The organism is Domibacillus sp. F004 (assembly GCF_057814295.1).
In genome coordinates, this window is sequence record NZ_JBVATB010000006.1 from 61,784 (window position 1) to 77,617 (window position 15,834).

At 41.8% G+C, this 15,834-nt stretch carries 21 protein-coding genes and 1 riboswitch; of the genes, 13 read left to right on the top strand and 8 right to left on the bottom strand.

The annotated features are described in order from the left end of the window. The first annotated feature begins 3 nt into the window (after window positions 1–3). Window positions 4–186 carry a hypothetical protein gene (locus ACZYRN_RS14730; RefSeq protein WP_488912375.1) on the top strand — a complete coding sequence of 61 codons (183 nt, stop codon included), beginning with the start codon at window positions 4–6 and terminating at the stop codon, window positions 184–186. Window positions 187–582: 396 nt separating this feature from the next. Here ACZYRN_RS14730 and ACZYRN_RS14735 read toward each other — a convergent pair whose 3' ends face one another. Then, on the bottom strand, window positions 583–840 hold the full coding sequence (locus ACZYRN_RS14735; RefSeq protein WP_488912377.1) for a hypothetical protein: 258 nt from the start codon (window positions 838–840) through the stop codon (window positions 583–585). A gap of 157 nt (window positions 841–997) precedes the next feature. On the opposite strand from ACZYRN_RS14735, the gene ACZYRN_RS14740 reads away from it, so the two are divergent. Further along, window positions 998–1,390: a hypothetical protein gene (locus ACZYRN_RS14740; RefSeq protein ID WP_488912379.1), complete on the top strand. Its 393-nt coding sequence runs from the start codon at window positions 998–1,000 to the stop codon at window positions 1,388–1,390. A gap of 75 nt (window positions 1,391–1,465) precedes the next feature. Further along, entirely contained in the window at window positions 1,466–2,143 is a 678-nt protein-coding gene (locus ACZYRN_RS14745; protein ID WP_488912381.1) for a thermonuclease family protein, read from the top strand. A gap of 50 nt (window positions 2,144–2,193) precedes the next feature. Here ACZYRN_RS14745 and ACZYRN_RS14750 read toward each other — a convergent pair whose 3' ends face one another. The 3 genes from ACZYRN_RS14750 to ACZYRN_RS14760 are packed head-to-tail and all read right to left on the bottom strand — an operon-like array spanning window position 2,194 to window position 4,197. Next, window positions 2,194–2,757, bottom strand: coding sequence for a DUF3267 domain-containing protein (locus ACZYRN_RS14750; RefSeq protein WP_488912382.1), 564 nt, complete (start codon window positions 2,755–2,757; stop codon window positions 2,194–2,196). Window positions 2,758–2,794: 37 nt separating this feature from the next. Beyond that, window positions 2,795–3,394, bottom strand: a complete 600-nt coding sequence (locus ACZYRN_RS14755; RefSeq protein WP_488912383.1) for a class I SAM-dependent methyltransferase — start codon at window positions 3,392–3,394, stop codon at window positions 2,795–2,797. After that, window positions 3,391–4,197 carry an arylamine N-acetyltransferase family protein gene (locus tag ACZYRN_RS14760; RefSeq protein WP_488912384.1) on the bottom strand — a complete coding sequence of 269 codons (807 nt, stop codon included), beginning with the start codon at window positions 4,195–4,197 and terminating at the stop codon, window positions 3,391–3,393. Before ACZYRN_RS14760 ends, ACZYRN_RS14755 begins: the two co-directional genes overlap by 4 nt. Window positions 4,198–4,270: 73 nt before the next feature. Between ACZYRN_RS14760 and ACZYRN_RS14765 the strand changes: the two genes are divergently transcribed. From ACZYRN_RS14765 to ACZYRN_RS14805, 9 genes are all read left to right on the top strand, one after another. Then, window positions 4,271–5,263: a zinc-binding dehydrogenase gene (locus ACZYRN_RS14765; protein ID WP_488912385.1), complete on the top strand. Its 993-nt coding sequence runs from the start codon at window positions 4,271–4,273 to the stop codon at window positions 5,261–5,263. Between the two features lie 46 nt (window positions 5,264–5,309). Next, a riboswitch (TPP riboswitch) is annotated at window positions 5,310–5,415 on the top strand. Window positions 5,416–5,497: 82 nt separating this feature from the next. Next, window positions 5,498–6,793, top strand: a complete 1,296-nt coding sequence (locus ACZYRN_RS14770; RefSeq protein ID WP_488912386.1) for an acetylornithine deacetylase — start codon at window positions 5,498–5,500, stop codon at window positions 6,791–6,793. Further along, window positions 6,780–7,454: a thiaminase II gene (gene tenA / locus ACZYRN_RS14775; RefSeq protein WP_488912387.1), complete on the top strand. Its 675-nt coding sequence runs from the start codon at window positions 6,780–6,782 to the stop codon at window positions 7,452–7,454. The genes ACZYRN_RS14770 and tenA overlap by 14 nt, the downstream gene beginning before the upstream one ends. After that, window positions 7,447–8,208, top strand: coding sequence for an ABC transporter ATP-binding protein (locus ACZYRN_RS14780; RefSeq protein WP_488912388.1), 762 nt, complete (start codon window positions 7,447–7,449; stop codon window positions 8,206–8,208). Before tenA ends, ACZYRN_RS14780 begins: the two co-directional genes overlap by 8 nt. Further along, entirely contained in the window at window positions 8,205–8,948 is a 744-nt protein-coding gene (locus tag ACZYRN_RS14785) for an ABC transporter permease (protein WP_488912389.1), read from the top strand. Before ACZYRN_RS14780 ends, ACZYRN_RS14785 begins: the two co-directional genes overlap by 4 nt. After that, complete coding sequence (locus ACZYRN_RS14790) at window positions 8,945–9,961, top strand: ABC transporter substrate-binding protein (protein WP_488912390.1); 1,017 nt, start codon at window positions 8,945–8,947, stop codon at window positions 9,959–9,961. The genes ACZYRN_RS14785 and ACZYRN_RS14790 overlap by 4 nt, the downstream gene beginning before the upstream one ends. Before the next feature lie 72 nt (window positions 9,962–10,033). Further along, entirely contained in the window at window positions 10,034–10,723 is a 690-nt protein-coding gene (locus tag ACZYRN_RS14795; RefSeq protein ID WP_488912391.1) for a phosphoribosylaminoimidazolesuccinocarboxamide synthase, read from the top strand. A gap of 21 nt (window positions 10,724–10,744) precedes the next feature. Continuing rightward, window positions 10,745–10,873: a hypothetical protein gene (locus ACZYRN_RS14800; RefSeq protein ID WP_488912392.1), complete on the top strand. Its 129-nt coding sequence runs from the start codon at window positions 10,745–10,747 to the stop codon at window positions 10,871–10,873. A 151-nt stretch (window positions 10,874–11,024) separates the two neighbouring features. Further along, a complete protein-coding gene (locus ACZYRN_RS14805) occupies window positions 11,025–12,356 on the top strand; it encodes a DUF2252 domain-containing protein (RefSeq protein WP_488912393.1) in 1,332 nt (443 codons plus the stop codon). Window positions 12,357–12,520: 164 nt separating this feature from the next. Here ACZYRN_RS14805 and ACZYRN_RS14810 read toward each other — a convergent pair whose 3' ends face one another. The 4 genes from ACZYRN_RS14810 to argJ all read right to left on the bottom strand — a co-directional run bounded on the left by ACZYRN_RS14810 (window position 12,521) and on the right by argJ (window position 14,980). Further along, entirely contained in the window at window positions 12,521–12,835 is a 315-nt protein-coding gene (locus ACZYRN_RS14810; protein WP_488912394.1) for a DMT family transporter, read from the bottom strand. Next, window positions 12,832–13,185, bottom strand: a complete 354-nt coding sequence (locus ACZYRN_RS14815; RefSeq protein WP_488912395.1) for a DMT family transporter — start codon at window positions 13,183–13,185, stop codon at window positions 12,832–12,834. The genes ACZYRN_RS14810 and ACZYRN_RS14815 overlap by 4 nt, the downstream gene beginning before the upstream one ends. Beyond that, the gene (locus ACZYRN_RS14820) at window positions 13,178–13,741 is read right to left on the bottom strand and encodes a TetR/AcrR family transcriptional regulator (RefSeq protein WP_488912396.1); all 564 of its coding nucleotides are present in this window, start codon (window positions 13,739–13,741) and stop codon (window positions 13,178–13,180) included. Before ACZYRN_RS14820 ends, ACZYRN_RS14815 begins: the two co-directional genes overlap by 8 nt. Before the next feature lie 90 nt (window positions 13,742–13,831). Then, on the bottom strand, window positions 13,832–14,980 hold the full coding sequence (gene argJ / locus ACZYRN_RS14825) for a bifunctional glutamate N-acetyltransferase/amino-acid acetyltransferase ArgJ (RefSeq protein WP_488912397.1): 1,149 nt from the start codon (window positions 14,978–14,980) through the stop codon (window positions 13,832–13,834). Window positions 14,981–15,147: 167 nt separating this feature from the next. Here argJ and ACZYRN_RS14830 point away from each other — a divergent pair, with 167 nt between their 5' ends. Beyond that, window positions 15,148–15,606: an N-acetyltransferase gene (locus tag ACZYRN_RS14830; protein WP_488912398.1), complete on the top strand. Its 459-nt coding sequence runs from the start codon at window positions 15,148–15,150 to the stop codon at window positions 15,604–15,606. The last annotated feature ends 228 nt before the right edge of the window (window positions 15,607–15,834 follow it).

Genomic DNA, 15,834 nt, shown 5'->3' on the forward strand with positions numbered 1-15,834 from the left:
CTTATGGCGAAACGGACTAAGAAAAATGATGCGGAGCAAAAGAATAAAAAAGGATTTGACTCCAGCAAAACAGATTCAGAATTTGGCAAAGAATTTGGCAGTGCAAATGCTAATCGTGCTCACAAAGAAAAGGCGAAAAAAGAAAGAGCATCCAAAAACCAAGGGGAATGGAACGGAATGCATTGATGTAACTTTGCGGTTCCTGATAACAAAAAGAAAAAAAGCCCTCATTTCCGAACGAGTACAGTCATTCGGAGGTGAGGGCTATTAATAATGAATAAGTAACTAGTGTGTTTGTTTATTCTTGCGATTGTTTGCGGCAAAGTGCTTTTGCACGAAACGCGGCTGATACTTTAAAGGTGGAAATTGAGTGAATGTTTTAAGAAGCATTTGATTTAATTTCCGCCATGGTTTACATAGTTTCTTGTGTAATCTGAGTAGTTATTACACCTGGAAAATTTCTTTTAAAGATTTAAAAGAATACATAAATTCATTCAGGTTCATTTAAGGGGAATGACAAATGAGAATTTTATGGGAAAAGATGAAGGAAATTCGTTTAAAATAGCAATCATAGACCGATAATCACGGTTTGTTCATACGTTCTAATTGTTGCTGTAAAGAGACCATTTGCTGCTGTAGCTGTTCAAGCTGCTGTTCAACGCTGCTATAATGAAGCATTTGCCGTTGCTGTGCTTGTTTTTCTTCTATCTGTTCTTCCGCTTCTTGTTCAAGTGCGATCCCTTGACCAAGAAGGGAGATAATCTCCCCAATCATAACGAACCATTGCCCGGCATATTGTAAAATATCAGCGAATTGATCGTTATTCTGTTCATTCGTCATATTGGACCGCATCCTATCCGGTTTATTTTCATTACTATAGATTATGCAGATTGGCGTTGAATGTCATTGGATTGGATGTGCAAGGAACAGAAGGAAATTAACGTCTTTATACCAAAATAATGTATAATAGAGAAGACGGAAAAGGAGGTATTTTTTTATGGGGATGTTAACAGTAAAAGAGCAAGTACTTCTTGCGTATTATGTCCAATACTACTTAGAGAACAAGCCAGATGTGATGTATGAATTACATGAGCGAATGAGCGAGAACATGGAACCAGCCACCTATGAAATTGCGATGAATGATTTGTTTGATAAAGGGCTTATCAATGGTCTTGAGAAAATTCGTAAATATGATGAGACAGACGGGTATATAATTAGACCGATGATCACGAATGAAGGTGTTTTATATATTAACAATGTACTTGGTATTCAGCCGTATGCAAGCGATGGGAGCAAGTTAAAGTACGTAAAAAACAGCCTGCTAACAAGCAATCTTGCGTTAACGGTACCTGTCATTGCAGAGTACATCGAAGAGTCTGTGAGCGAATAACCGCCTTTATAGGCGGTTATTTTAATGGTTTTAATGTTAAAATGTAAGAAGAAACGGAAGAAAAGAGGAAAAAGTGTGAAGCGATTTACATATGTGACAGCGGTCATAATGAGCAGTCTTCTTGTTTTATCCGCTTGTACGGAACAAGATGTCACTGATTTACTTGAAGTGACCGATGATGTGCTGACAGCGATTGAAAAGGAGCAGAGCCAAGAAGAATCAAATAAAGTCGATAAAGAAGAGCCAGTGAATGAATCAACAAATCTATTAAAATCGAAAGGTACGATAGATCCTATTCCAGCTACACTTGTCAGACCTGTGGATGGTGATACAGCCGTATTTGCCTTTGATGCGGATAACGATGGGAAAGAAGAAGAATTCAGTGCCCGTTTTTTGTTAATTGATACACCGGAGACGAGGCATCCGAAGCTTGGGAAGCAGCCTTTAGGCGACGAGGCGAAAGAACGGACGGCACAACTGCTTAAGCAGGGGGAAATTACACTTGAATTTGATGTTGGCCAGCGTCTAGACAAGTATAGCCGAATACTCGTTTATGTATATGTAGACGGGAAAAGCGTGCAGGAAACGCTTCTTGAAGAAGGAATGGCAAGGGTTGCATACGTGTATCCACCGAATACACGCTACCTGGATGAACTAGAAGCGAAACAGAAAGTCGCTAAAAACAAAGGCATCGGTGTATGGTCCATTGACGATTATGTAACGAATCAGGGATTTAATTCGGACAAATCATAAAGGCATTTACCGAATGTAAAGTTCATTCACTCATAACCAAAGCCCTTCTGTCAGTTGAATACAGATGGGTTTTGGTTATACACATATAACTTCGGTTCATTTATATCATCAATAATAAAGGCCTCTTTTTTAATTTTCCGCAGCTGATTGTACATTGAAAAATCACCGGCTGCACCGCCAATTAAAAAAGCGGCGGCAATCATGAGAACGGAGCTGTTTAAGCATATGCCGATAATAAATGGCAGCATACCGGTCATCCAAAATGGAAGCAATAATGCTTTTTTCATTGCTTTGTTCACAATTACTTTTTTCGTGCCGGCGTATGCAATACCGAGCTCGCGGTTAACGCCGTACACGAGGTCGCTTTTTTTGCATTTCCCCCAGATCATAAAGCCGATCAAATGGCACACTTCATGTAAAATAATTAGTGCGGTATACAAAACCACCCATAAACAGAAATTCCAGAATGAAATGTCAAATCCACTTTCTAAATGAAAGAAAGCCATCAAAGCAGCACCAACGATTATGGCCGCGACTGTAATAATAAGCGCTTGAATGTGTATTCTTTTTATATTAAATGTAATTGTATGATCTGGTTCATACGGTAAATTCATGTCAGCAACACCCTCCTGCGGAAACAACGTTGAATCATTATTGAGGCTTTTGCAATACACATTGAATGACATGGCTTGTGCCCTGGTGCAGCCGGCCTTCGTTCCGTTCCGCTTCGCCGGTGAAAAAGTATTTACTATACCAACCCTCAAATTCTTTCAGTATTTGAGCAGGTGTGCATAACAAATCTATCGTCCGTGGTCCGCCGGATTTAAAACGAAGCTGATCCGTTGTAAATAATTCAGCAATATACAGGCCGCCAGGTTTAATAGATTGTTTAATACCTGCCATAGTCCGGTTAAAAACGGGCTTAGGAAAGTGGCCGAATACATGAATGATAGCATCCCATTTGTTTTCTGGCCATTCAGCGTCGGTAAGATCACGGAGTTCCGTATTTACAACGACGCCATTCTCTATTGCTAGTTTCTCCGTTTTATCGATGCCGGACTGTGCATAATCCCATGTGCTGACTTTGAAGCGTTTGCCGGCTAGGAAAACGGCGTTTCGACCTTCGCCTTCAGCAATTGAAAGAACTTCACCACCTTTTTTAATGAATGGAGCGGCAGTTCGGATAAATTCATTCGGTTCTTTTCCATATACATATTCATCTGCTTTAAAGCGCTCGTGCCACCTATTCATTTATGCTCGCCTTCTTTACTTTCGTTACTTTGTTCATCATGAAATTCCGTAATTGCATATAACTCGGCTTCTTTCACAATAGATGGCGAGCAGTAACGGGTGACTGCTTTTAAAAAATCATCGTCATGTTCAAATTCAACTATTTTTTCTGATCCGTCCGTCCGTTTCAAACGAAGCCGATCCCGTGAGATTGAAAACGTTCCGCCATCTATAATGCCGGCGATCACCGGAGCTTTTGTAAAAGTCGATCGCTCATCGTAGTGAATCTTCTCCTTCATTTTCGTTAATTCGTTCCAGTTCATAGGCTCAGGAGAAAAACCATAACGTACAATCCATTCATCGTTTACGAGCTGTTCCATCGCCAATGTGCCTTTTTCTGTCGTAACCGTCCGAAATCTGAATGTCCCGGCTGGTGATGACACAGGTTCACCGTCCAGTAAAAGTGGAGAAAGCGGCAGCCGGTTACCGAAGCCGCTCTCAACAAGATAAAGGTATCCATCTTGTTTCAGCAATACAGTCGCATGTGTATGATCAATTGCCCAAACCCCTTCATTTTTAACGGTGCCGGTCATGAGCTGTACGTCAAAACCGAGCTTTTTTAACGTTAAAAATAACAGAGCGTTCAGTTCATAACATAAACCTCCACGCTGATTGTCGATTAGTTTCTCTTTCAGGAATTCTGGCGTGATTTCCTGTTCATATTTATTTAAAACATCTAGGTTTTCAAAAGGAAACAATTCTGCAAAGCGTTTCAAGATAAACGAAAGATCATGCCCTGTGAATTGTTTGAAAAATGAATCCATTCCGCTTCAATCCTTTCAAATTATGATTGATATGTTAAAATTATAGCACAGGGACTTAATTGGAGGGGATATTATGAAAGCAGTCGTTCACGAAGGACAAGCAGGAATGGCAGGGCTTACATACCGTGAGATGGAAGAAGGATTGCCAACACGAGGAGAAGTGAGGGTGAAATTAAAAGCAGCGGGATTAAACCATCGTGACCTGTTTGTTTTGCATCGGCATAAAGAAAACGAGCCGCCGCTCATTATTGGATCGGACGGAGCGGGTGTCATTGATGCAGTCGGCGAAGGGGTGACATCTGTTCAAGTGGGCGATAAAGTCATCATTAACCCGGGTCTTGGATGGAAGGAAAACAGCGATGCACCGCCGGAGGGCTTTGAAATTGTCGGCTTGCCGTTTCATGGCACATTTGCGGAATCGATCGTTATTCCAGCTGAAAATGCTGTCTTAAAACCGGCGCACCTGTCATGGGATGAAGCAGGTGTATTATCACTTGCGGCACTGACAGCATACCGGGCGCTCTTTACTCGTGGCCAGGTAAAAGAAGGCATGAATGTTCTCATTCCTGGTATTGGCAGTGGTGTGGCAACCTTCCTTTTACAGTTCGCAAAAGCAGCAGGTGCCCGCGTTTTTGTTACATCCCGTTCGGAATCAAAACGGCAAAAAGCAATGGAACTTGGTGCGGATAAAGCGATCGATTCAGAAAGTGACTGGGCAGAAGCGCTGGGCAATCAAAAAATGGATCTCGTCATCGAATGCGTTGGTGCAGCGACATTCAACAAATCGCTCAGCCAGCTTCGTAAAGGCGGGACAATTGTTACATTTGGGGCTTCTGCAGGCGACGAAGTAACGTTTAACTTGCGTGCATTCTTTTACGGCCAATTCAACATGCTTGGTTCGACAATGGGCAGTGGGGAAGAGCTTAAGGAAATGATTCAATTCATCGAAAAGCATACGTTACATCCCATTGTGGATCAAGTATACCCGCTTGCTCAATTTGAACAGGCGTTTACACGCATAGACAAATCGGAGCAGTTAGGAAAGATTGCATTTGCCATTGAATAAATTGCTTTAGTGTGATAAAACTACTAATGAGTTTAAATTAAATAGGAATCACCGCTGGGGGTGCTCATAATGGAGCTGAGAGAGGCGAACTGCTTTAACCCTTATAACTTGAACCGGATAATGCCGGCGTAGGGAAGAGGTGTCGAATCGTTGTATCACTCTATTATAACGTCATCACATCCGTTTCTTCCCTGCGAAGAGACGGATTTTTTATGTTTCGGAAAGGATTACACTATGGAGATAATACACAAATTACATAAGGAGATCGATGAACGAAAAGATGAATTGATCGATCTGCTAAAAACATTGATATCGTTTAAAACACCGGCGCCGCCTGCGAGAAATACAAGTGAGGCACAGCAATTCATGGCCGACTTTCTTACAGAACGAGCGTTTAAGATTGATAAGTGGGATGTGTATCCGAACGATCCCAATGTTGTGGGTACGCTAAAAGGCACAGACAGCGGAAACTATCAAAGTCTGATTATTAATGGTCATATAGATGTAGCGGAAGTTAGTCCTGATGAAAAGTGGGAAACGGATCCGTTCACACCGATTGTGAAAGACAGCGCGATTATTGGACGAGGCGCTGCCGATATGAAAGGCGGCCTTGCTGGGGCACTATTCGCGATTCAGCTGCTGCATGAAGCAGGTATTCAACTCCCTGGCGATCTAACATTTCAGTCGGTTATTGGTGAAGAAGTTGGTGAAGCGGGTACGCTTGAATGCTGCAAACGTGGCTATACGGCTGATTTTGCACTCGTCGTTGATACGAGCGACTTACATATTCAAGGGCAGGGCGGCGTCATTACCGGCTGGATTACGCTGAAAAGTGAGCAGACGTTTCACGATGCGACGCGCCGGCAAATGATTCATGCGGGTGGCAAGTTGATGGGTGCCAGTGCGATTGAAAAAATGATAAAAGTGATCAATGGTCTGCAAGAATTGGAGCGTCATTGGGCAGTCATGAAAAGCTACCCGGGCTTCCCGCCTGGCACGACAACAATTAATCCAGCGGTGATTGAAGGAGGGAGGCATGCGGCATTTATCGCTGATGAATGCCGTCTTTGGATTACTGTTCATTTTTATCCGGATGAAACGCATGAACAAGTGGCGAAAGAAGTGGAAGACTATATTCGTAACTTAGCGAAAGGTGATCTTTGGATGCGGGAAAACCCGCCGATTTTTGAATGGGGAGGCACATCTATGATTGAAGAACGCGGTGAAATATTTCCATCGTTTGAAGTGGATCCTAATCATTCAGCTGTTCAATCACTTATTCAATCCCATGCATCTGTTTTCGACGAAAAACCGATTGTCGATGTGTCACCATCTGTTACAGACGGCGGCTGGCTCGGTTCATCGGGGATACCAACAGCCATTTATGGACCCGGTTATTTGCGTCATGCTCATGCGGTAAACGAGCAGCTTGCGGTTAACGAACTCATCGACTACACGAAAGTAATGATTCAATTTATTTATGATTGGACGAATAAGAAAAAGGAGAAAGAAATCAATGAAATTCAGTGAACAATTACATGAAAAATTGCAGCCGATATGGCGTCAAAACCACGATCATCCTTTTGTGAAAGGAATAGCAGACGGTACGCTTGATCCGGAAAAGTTCCGTTTTTACATGGTACAGGACTATTTGTACTTAATTCAATATGCAAAAGTATTCGCACTTGGTGCCGTTAAGGCGGATGACCTTCATACAATGGGCAAATTCGCGGCGCTCCTAGACGGAACATTAAACGAAGAAATGGCACTCCACCGGCAATACGCGGCCCGATTCGGTATATCAGAAGGAGAGTTAGAGACTGCCAAACCGTCGCCTATCACCCTTGCCTACACACACTATATGCTGCATGCGGCTCAGAACGGTACACTTGCAGAAGTGATTGCGGCTGTTCTCCCATGTGCATGGAGTTACTGGGAAATTGGCAAAGAACTTTATAAGATCCCAGGTGCCGCGGCCCACGACCTGTATGGGGAATGGATTCACATGTATGCGTCAGAGGAATTTGGCCAAATGGCACAATGGTGCATTGATCTTTTAGATGAGCATACAGTTGGTAAATCAGCAGCGGAACTTGCGAAATTAGAAGAAATTTTTTTAAATACAACCCGTTTTGAATACATGTTCTGGGATATGGCATATAACGGAGTGATGTGGCCCGGCGATGCGTAAACCGGTGCTCGAATTCCGAGATGTGTCTTTCTCATACGGTGGCAAAAAACCGATACTTGATCATCTTAATATGACCATTTACGACCATGAATTTATTACAATCATCGGTGCAAGCGGCTCGGGCAAAAGTACGATGTTTCGTCTCATTACCGGGCTTGAAACTCAAAGTGAAGGTACAATTCTGATCAATGGTGAAAGTCATCAAAATCGCCATGGTAAAGTCGGCTACATGCCGCAGAGAGATTTATTAATGCCATGGCGGACAGTGATGGACAACGCTGCCTTGCCTTTAGAACTTAGCGGTATGAACAAAAAAGATGTACAAAAACTCATTTTACCTCTTCTAGATGAATTTGGATTAAGTGGCGTTGAAAACAAATTCCCTGGTGAGTTATCCGGTGGAATGAAACAGCGCGTCTCGTTTTTACGCTCAATCTTAACAGGCTCAAATGTTCTGTTACTTGACGAACCGTTTAGCGCACTCGATGCGATTACACGGCTGTCGATGCAGGAATGGCTTTTAGATCAGTGGGCAAAACGTGAAAAAACAATATTGTTCATCACACATGATGTGAATGAAGCGCTCTTTTTATCAGATCGCATTTTCGTGTTTCAAGAAGCACCGGTGCACAAGTTACAAGAAGTCATCGTACCATTGGGCCGTCCGCGGTCATTACGAGATTTAAACGATTCGGCTGTTTTGAAATGGAAAGATGAATTAATTGAACAGCTGCGAAGAGGGGTGACCATATGAAACAGTATCTCCCGGCGGCTGGTCTTATTGTCTTCCTTCTACTTATTTGGGAAGTGGTCGCTCGTTCAATTAATTTACTGTTCATCTTGCCATCGCCGTCAGGAGTCGTTTTGAAGCTGTGGGAACTGAAAGAAGTGCTGCTGCTTGATCATCTGCCATCGACGCTTGCGATCATTTTAATTGGCCTTGCGATTTCGATTGTGCTTGGTGTCGGGCTTGCAGTGTGGATGAATATGAGCAAAATTGCGGAACGTGCATTTTACCCGATTATTATTTCATCGCAAATGATACCAACGATTGCAATCGCGCCGATTTTTATTATGTGGTTTGGCTATTCCATTTGGAGCAAAGTAGTCGTAACAGTGCTGATTACGTTTTTTCCGATTACAGTCAGCACGTTTGACGGGTTGAAATCGAGCAGTAAAGAGCTTCGTGAATTGCTTCTCACAATGGGGGCAGGGAAAAAAGAGATTTTCTTTAAACTGCAAGTTCCGTCTGCCAAGCCGTATTTTTATTCTGGATTAAAAGTAGCGGTCACCCTTAGTGTGATCGGGGCAGCGATCGGTGAATGGCTTGGTGCACAATCCGGGCTTGGCTATTTTAGCCGAAGAATGATGACGCAGTTTGATGGAGCAGCCGTATTTGCACCGATTGTCTTATTATCGGCTGTCGGCATTATATTGTTTGTTATTGTAAAAATTCTTGAAAATAAATCATTAAAATGGAGGAAAACAGAATGAAAAAGTGGATGAAACCAGCAGCCGTAATAATGACAGCAATGATGCTTTCAGCATGTGGCGGTAACACGGGGGAAGAAACAGAACCATCAGGCGGAAGTGAGGAAAAGCTGAAAGATGTTAGTATTATGCTTGACTGGTATCCAAATGCCGTGCACAGCTTTTTGTATGTCGCGGATGAAAAAGGATATTTTAAAGAAGAAGGCATTGATCTTGATATTCAATTTCCGGCTAACCCGACTGATCCAATTAATTTAGCCGCATCTGGACAAGTGACGCTTGGCATTACCTATCAGCCGGATGTGATTGTGGCACGGACAGAACAAGGAGTCGGTGTGAAGTCAGTTGGCGCTATTGTACGCGAGCCGCTCAATCGTGTTGTGTCGCTTGCGGAAAGCAATATTAAATCACCGAAAGATCTGGAAGGAAAAACAGTTGGTTACACAGGCATTCCGCTAAATGAATCAATTGTGCAGACGATGGTGAAAGAAGATGGCGGCGATCCATCGAAAGTGGAATTGATCGATATTGGGTTTGAACTTAATTCAACACTCATCAGCAAAAAAGCGGATGCTGTTGTCGGTGCATACATTAATCATGAAGTGCCGATGCTTGAGTTTGAAGGATATCCGACAGCGAACTTTGATTTAACTGAATACGGCGTGCCGTCATTTTATGAATTAATTGCTGTGACAAGTGATAAAACGTGGGAAGAAGATCCGCAGTTAATTGAAGCATTCTGGCGCGCAGCAGAAAAAGGATTTAATGACATGGAAGCGAACCCGGATGAAGCATTGAAAATATTAATGGACAATCAGGAAAAAGAGAATTTCCCGCTTGAAGAAAAAGTGGAAAAAGAAAGCATGGATATTTTGCTGCCAATGATGGCATCGGATAAAGGCTTTGGTTATCAGGAAAAACAGCCGTGGATCGATACAGCAAATTGGATGAAAGAAAATGGATTGATTAAAAAAGATCCAAAGATAGAAGAGCTATTCGTCAACATGCCAGAATAAAATCTTTTTTCCGAAAGATATCTCTTGTATAATGAAAATTGTTCGAAATTTTCCGATGAGAGGAATGGCAAAATGGAGCGTATTTATACGGGTAAAACGAAAGATGTATTTAAATTGGAAGATGGCAATTTTTTATTAAAATTTAAAGATGATGTGACGGGCGAAAACGGTGTTTTTGATCCGGGTGCAAACACGGTCGGTTTGACAATTGAAGGTGCTGGACAAGCCGGCCTTCGTTTAACAAAATTCTTTTTTGAAAAACTTCAGGAAAAGGGCATTAACACACATTATGTCGATGCGGACATTGAAGAAGCGACGATGACAGTCAAACCGGCGAACGTGTTTGGCAAGGGACTTGAAGTCATTTGCCGCTACCGGGCAGTAGGCAGTTTTCTTCGCCGCTACGGCGCGTACGTAACAGACGGACAGGAATTGGATGCATTTGTTGAAGTAACAATTAAAGACGATGAGCGTGAAGATCCGCCGATTACAAGCGATGCACTTGATATGCTCGGTATTTTGACGAAAGAAGAATATGCCGTGTTAAAAGAGCAAACACAAAAAATTGGTGCCGTTGTGAAAGAGGAATTAGCGAAAAAAGGGCTTGATTTGTATGATATTAAATTCGAATTTGGCCGTGAACAAGGAACAGATACGATCTTGTTAATCGACGAAATTTCCGGTGGAAATATGCGTGCATACAAAGATGGGGAATATATTGAGCCACTCAAACTTGAGCAGTTAATGCTTGCTGGCGAATAAAGAAAACAGCCTGACCGAAATATGGTTTTCGGACAGGCTGTTTTCTTTTATAACTTGCGCCCGATTGCACCGGAAGCGGAAAAAGCACGTCTCGATATTTTGGAACTATCATGGAAGGATGAAACACGTAAGGGCGGGATTTTTAATTGAAATCCGTATATTTGAGCACAGCTATAATTGTCCATCACCTATCTGAAATTTAGTTTTCAGTCTAGTCCTCCTCACAAGTGCATATTTTTAAGCCGTGTTCTTTTTTTGTTATGATAGAATGAAAAGGATGAGATGGAGGAGGGAGATAAAGATGATTGGAAACTGGGTGGATGAGGTACAGAAAACGCGGCGAGCGCTTCGATCGAATATACTTGAAACAGTGCTCAATGAATTTGATGCGCGTATTACTGGATTAAATCATGAAAAAAGAAAGCATAAATATAGACAAATGACAGAAAATCCATTTCGCTTCTTCCGTGGAAGTGCATACTTATTTTATTATGATGTGACGAAAATTCCATTTTCTTTTCATACACCGGATGATAAACCTACTTGGATTCAAGGAGATATGCATATTGAAAATTTCGGTGCGTTTCAAAATAGCCAAGGTGACATTGTATATGATGTAAATGACTTTGACGAAGGCTATTTAGGCTCGTATGTTTACGATTTGCTGCGCATGACTGTGAGCATTGCCTTGTACTGTGAGCAGTATGGTTTTGAAAATGAGGAAGAAAGGATGCAGATATTTCTCGAATCATATTACAAACAGCTGAAAAAGTTTGTGAAGGGAAAAGAAGATCCGGTTACCTTTTTTTACACAGCAAGGAACACGAAAGGACCGATTCGGGAAGTGCTGAAAAAATTAGAGAAGCGTGATTCAGCACGTCTCCTGGAGCGCTGGACGGTAAAAGAAGACGCTACACGTGTATTTGAGCTGTCTGAAGAGTTTGTGCAAGTAACGCAGAAAGAACGAGAAAAAATCGAAGCGGTTTGGCCAGACTATATTGAAAGTCTAGATCCAGAAGATCGAAAAAAAAGCTTGTTTTATGATATCAAGCATATTGTTCGCAAACAAGGTTCCGGTACTGCGTCTATTGGACTCGATCGCTATTATATTTTAATAGAAGGAAAACAGGACTGCGATCAGCAAATGGATGACATTATTTTGGAAATGAAAGAAGTGCGCGCACCTGTCCCGGCGTATTTTGTTCCATATAATGAAGAGTTCTGGGCAAAATACAGCCATCAAGGGGAGCGTGTTGTTACAACACAAAAAGCAATGCATCATTATGATGATCCGCTGCTGGGCTATGTGACGATTGATAACCAGCATTTTTATGTGCGTGAACGGTCGCCTTATAAAAAAAGGGTAAAGCCTGAGAATATTGGAAATGTAAAAGAATTCGATCAAGTACTCGATATATTTGGCGGTATTACAGCTAAGATTCATGCCCGCGCAGATGCCGATGTTGAACATGAACTGCTTGCTTACCATAGTGAGGAAGAAATTTTAAAGGCGATTGGAGACGATTACGATGCATTCGCGGCACAACTCATCTTTTTATCAAACGCCTACAAAGAACAAGTTAAACAGGACTATGTATTGTTTTGTGGCTGGCTTAATTATAAGTTTACTTGATACTCCTGCCTTTAAAGATGAATTTACAGCTTGTTCGTGCCATCTGCCGCATATTCGCTAATTGTTCTAAGTGAGTGACAGAAATCTTATTTTCTTTAAAAAATAAGAAAAAGCTGTCCGAATACAGACAGCTTTTTATAAGAAACTCACGTACATATATTTATTTAGGAGACTACTTTTAATCCAACGACAGACATAATAATGATCGCAATAAAAGCTAAACGTTTTGCATCACGTGGTTCATTGTAAATAAGCATGCCAATAATCGTGCTGCCGACTGTACCAATTCCCGTCCATACTGCATAAGCTGTCCCCATTGGAATTGCTGTCATCGCAACGGATAAAAAAACAAGACTAAAACTGAAGCCGCCGATAAGAACGACCCACGACAGCACATTTTTTCGTGCGTTTATCATCGACATGCCGGTCACACCGGCTACTTCAAACAGCCCGGCTAGAATTAACAGAGACCACATCATGAGACAGACACATCCTTTTCGTCCTTTTCATCCTTTTCAGCTGTCACGACCTTTAATCCAATAATACCGATGACTAGTGCAGCAATCAATGCAATTTTTATCCAGCTTACGGGTTCCCCAAACATCGTCATTTCAAGAATGACTGCGCCGGCAGTGCCAATTCCGACGAAAACGGCGTATACGGTCGTCGGGGGCAAGTGACTTGAGCAATAAATGAGCAGCCAAAAACTGGCCGTTAACGCGATCATTGTTAATATCCACTCAATAAAATTGTCGGCATACTTCAGTCCGGCTACCCAGCCGACTTCGGAAAAACCCGCTAGAAAAACAAGAAACCATTTATTAGTCATGTTCGTTTCTTCCTTTCTTAATACTGCTCCAAAAAAAGCGCCACGATACATCAAGGCGTTTTTCTGTGCGTTCACGGCTTCCATAACAAAGCTCAACTAAAATACTATCAAGAATAATTGTATACATCGCTGCCGCGTCGGCAACGTCAATGCTTCGGATTGTTCCCGCTGCAATTCCATCTTGCAAAATGTCTTTTGATATTTCTTCCAGGGTATCTAAATAGTCATAATACCGTTTTAAAATATCTTCTTTTAAATGGTCCGGCGGAAAAAATGAGCTCGTAATTAAAAAGCGAAATAACGCATCATTCGCATGCCGTTTTACATAATAGTCGAGAAGGTTAAAAAGAGAAGATTGTTCCTGCAAAATATGCAGTTCAGTTGCAAAAGTATCGTCAATAAGTGTTAAAAACAAATGTTCTTTGCTTTTAAAATGGGCATAAATAGACGGTTTTTTAATTCCTACAAGTTCACTGATTTGTGCAAGGGATGTTCCCGCATATCCATGCTCCGCAAAGAGAGCTGCCGCTGCTGTCTTAATCTTATCTGCACTCAAAAAAAACACCTTCCTACCGTTCGTTAGTTTTAATTTAACAGCCTTTATGAAAAAAAGCAATTAAAAAAACCGCGTAGTGCGGTTTTTTTTTTAAGTCGTATATTCACCATTAATTTTCACATACTCATACGACAAATCACAGCCCCATACGGTTGAAGTTCCTGGGCCGTCACCGAGTGAAATTCGGATCAATACTTCATTGTTTTTTAAATAATCTTCCAATTCAGCGCGTTTATCTTCCATTGGCATTCCATCTTTAAATACGTATACATCTGCAAAAGAGACCGAGACAGCATTCGTATTTAGTTTATCGTTTGAGTTGCCGATCGTCGACATAATACGGCCCCAGTTTGGATCTTCACCAAAAATGGCTGTCTTTACAAGTGGTGAATTAATAATTGATTTGCCTATTTTTTTCGCTACAGCGTCGTCATCGGCACCAGTCACCTGCACTTCAACTAATTTTGTCGCCCCTTCACCGTCACGGGCAATTTCTTTTGCAAGATCAATGCACAGCTCTGTTAAAACAGACTCAAATTCCACGAGGTCTATGTCTCCAGCGAGTCCATTTGCCATGATCACAACCGTGTCACTGGTGCTTGTATCACCGTCGACTGATACGCTATTAAACGAAACATCAACCGCACGTTTCAGCATTTTTTGCAAATGAACGGGTTCAATTTTGGCATCCGTCAAAATATAGCTGAGCATTGTCGCCATGTTCGGTTCAATCATGCCAGATCCTTTTGCCATCGCAGAAATGGTTATATTGCCAACTTGTCTCGTGCGAAATTTCGGATATGTATCTGTCGTCATAATCGCTTTAGCTGACTGCTCAAGTCCATTTTCGGTTAACTGATTTTTTAAGCCGGGAATGGCTGTCAATATTTTCTCAACCGGGAGCGGTACACCAATAATCCCTGTTGAAGAAGGAAGGACATCGTGTGGATGAATAGCCAGTTCTTGTGCGACAGCCTCTGTTACTTTTCGCGCATCATCAAGCCCTTTTTTGCCTGTTGCCACGTTTGCATTTTTGCTGTTGACAGCAATCGCCTGCAAATATCCGTCCGCAATACTTTCTTTGCCGATTACAATTGGTGCCCCACAAAACTGATTTTTCGTGAACATCGCAGCTGCAGAAGCACGCACGTCTGAAAATAAAATAGTGAAATCAAGTGTATGATCTTTAATGCCGGCATTGATCGAGCATGATTTAAAGCCTTTTGGAAAAGTATTCAAATGAAATCCTCCTAGTCACAATATAGTGGTTTTATTATACAACGTAACATTGATATACGGGAAGAGTATTTGAATAAATATTCAAATTAAATGAATAATAGACTTGACATATGTGTGAAAGGAAGTAAAATATAAAGATAACTTAAAGAAGGAAAGGGTGAGAAATCATGATCGAAGTACGCAAAGCGGTGCTGGCTGACGTGGAGCAAGTATTTGAACTCGTGAATCAATATGCAAATGAAGGGCTGATGCTGCCACGAACGTACGATTCACTTGTATTAAATTTACAGGCGATCGTTGTCGCAGAAGAGGACGGTGAGATCCTAGGCATTGCCAGCCTTGCAATACTAGGTCATGATCTCGCCGAAATTCGTTCGCTCGGTGTAAAGGAAAAAGCAAAAGGACGCGGCATTGGAAAAATGCTCGTCGAACGAGTTGTCGAAGAAACAAAAAAAATAGGCATACCGAAGCTTATTTCGCTTACGTATCAAGTCGCCTTTTTTGAAAAATGCGGTTTTGAAGTCATTCAAAAAACAGAAATGCCGCAAAAAGTATGGACGGATTGTGTCCATTGTCCAAAGTTTCCAAGCTGTGATGAAATTGCGATGGCAATTAAAACAGCATAGTGATCAAGAACGGCTTTCCTGCATTGAGGAAGCTTTAGCTTGTAGACAGAGTCTTTATTTTAAAGACAAAGTCTGCAGGCTTTTTTATATAATTGGAGAACTTACAAAATTAGTTTAGCTCCCGCTTACCTTGCCCAATCATGAATCTTTTCATTAAAGGCAACGAGCAATACTTGGTCATGAACTAAATATGTGCGAGGAGTTGCTTCTGGCTTAACTCTCTAATGC